The organism is Rhodoferax sp. UBA5149 (assembly GCF_002413825.1).
Classification (GTDB): Bacteria; Pseudomonadota; Gammaproteobacteria; order Burkholderiales; family Burkholderiaceae_C; genus Rhodoferax.
In genome coordinates this window covers 20,571-22,066 of the sequence record NZ_DHXT01000235.1, presented here as the reverse complement: position 1 = coordinate 22,066, position 1,496 = coordinate 20,571, and the positions used below count along the sequence as shown (strand labels likewise).

The window sequence follows — 1,496 nt, the reverse complement described above, 5'->3', positions numbered from 1 at the left end:
GCCACCAGATGCCGGTCATGCAGGCAGAGAAACGCGTCATTGAGTTTGTGCAGGTGCTCGATCAGCAGATCGCGCCGATGCGGCGCGCCGCCCACCAGTGCCCGCACCTCGTGCAGCGAAGCGTTGTCAGTCTGGCGCCCTTTCAGCTTGCTTTTTCGGCGAATGCGCTCGCGCATCTCCTCCACCGTGGCAAGCGCCACGGTATTTTTTTCGCCAAATGACATCCGACTTCCCTCGTGATCGCGTTCTAGCTTATTTTTGTGACCTGGCCCAGCGTCAGAAGAACTTGGCTACCGTCAGCGAGGTACGGTAAACGCCCCACGCCAGCGGAATACCGACCGCCGCCCAGGCCAGCACCAGAAACAGGGGGTTGCTGGGCTTGTCATGTGCGTGCGTGCCGTCGCCATGCACCTCTGAAGCCTTGACTTTTTCATGCGCCAGACGCTTCTCAAGCGCCAACTCTTCCGGCGTCATGAACCACTTGGGATTCAGGGGCCGCACCAGCAGGTTGCAGATCAAACCCACCACCAGCATCCCGACCAGGATGTACATGGTCTGGTTGTAGACCTGTTCGCGCGGCAGGCCGAGACCGAGTTGGTATTCGCGCATGTAGTTGACTACGACGGGCCCGACAATGCCCGCCGTGGCCCAGGCAGTGAGCAGGCGGCCGTGAATGGCGCCTACCATCTGCGTGCCAAAGATGTCGGCCAGGTAAGCGGGTACGGTCGCAAAGCCACCGCCGTACATGCTCAAAATCACACAAAACGCGGCCACAAACAGCACCTTCGAGCCAGCGGCGGCACTGCCAGGAATGCTGAAGTACAGGATGCCGCCGAGTACAAAGAAAACCGCGTAGGTGAGTCGTCGGCCCAGTTTGTCGGAGATGGTGGCCCAGAAGAATCGGCCGCCAATGTTGAAAAGGCTCAGCAGTGCCGTAAAGCCTGCTGCCACACCGGCAATGGCTGCCAGTTGAGCTTTGTCGAGTTCACCAAACTTCTTGGCCACACCAATCAAGGAACCGCCAAACACTTCCTGCAGCATGGGCGACGCCATGCCGATCACGCCAATGCCTGCGCTCACGTTCATGCACAAGACCATCCAGATCAACCAGAACTGGGGAATGCCCAAAACCTTGCTCACATGCACATGGTGCGGCGTGATCATGGCGTTATTCACTTGCGTCGGTTTCGGAGTCCAGCCGGCTGGCTTCCAGCCGGTCTCCGGAATCCGGTAGCCGAAGGCACCAGCCATCATGAACACAAAGTACACCAGGGCCATTACCACAAGGGTCTGCGTCACACCGACGTCCGAAGCGGTGGCGAAGTATTTCATCAGATCGGCGGCCAGCGGCGAACCAATCATGGCGCCACCACCAAAGCCCATGATGGCCATGCCAGCGGCCATGCCGCGCCGATCCGGGAACCACTTGATCAGAGTGGAAACCGGCGAGATGTAACCCAGTCCGAGCCCGACACCCCCGATCACGCCCGAACCTA

At 59.6% G+C, this 1,496-nt stretch carries 1 protein-coding gene and 1 pseudogene; both read right to left on the bottom strand.

Annotated features, from left to right (window positions below):
- Positions 1-224: pseudogene (locus tag B3V69_RS20625) on the bottom strand (NADH-quinone oxidoreductase subunit F); the annotation flags it as partial.
- A 52-nt stretch (positions 225-276) separates the two neighbouring features.
- Positions 277-1,496: OFA family MFS transporter (locus B3V69_RS20620; protein WP_296449679.1), on the bottom strand; the 1,220-nt coding region annotated here is incomplete at its 5' end.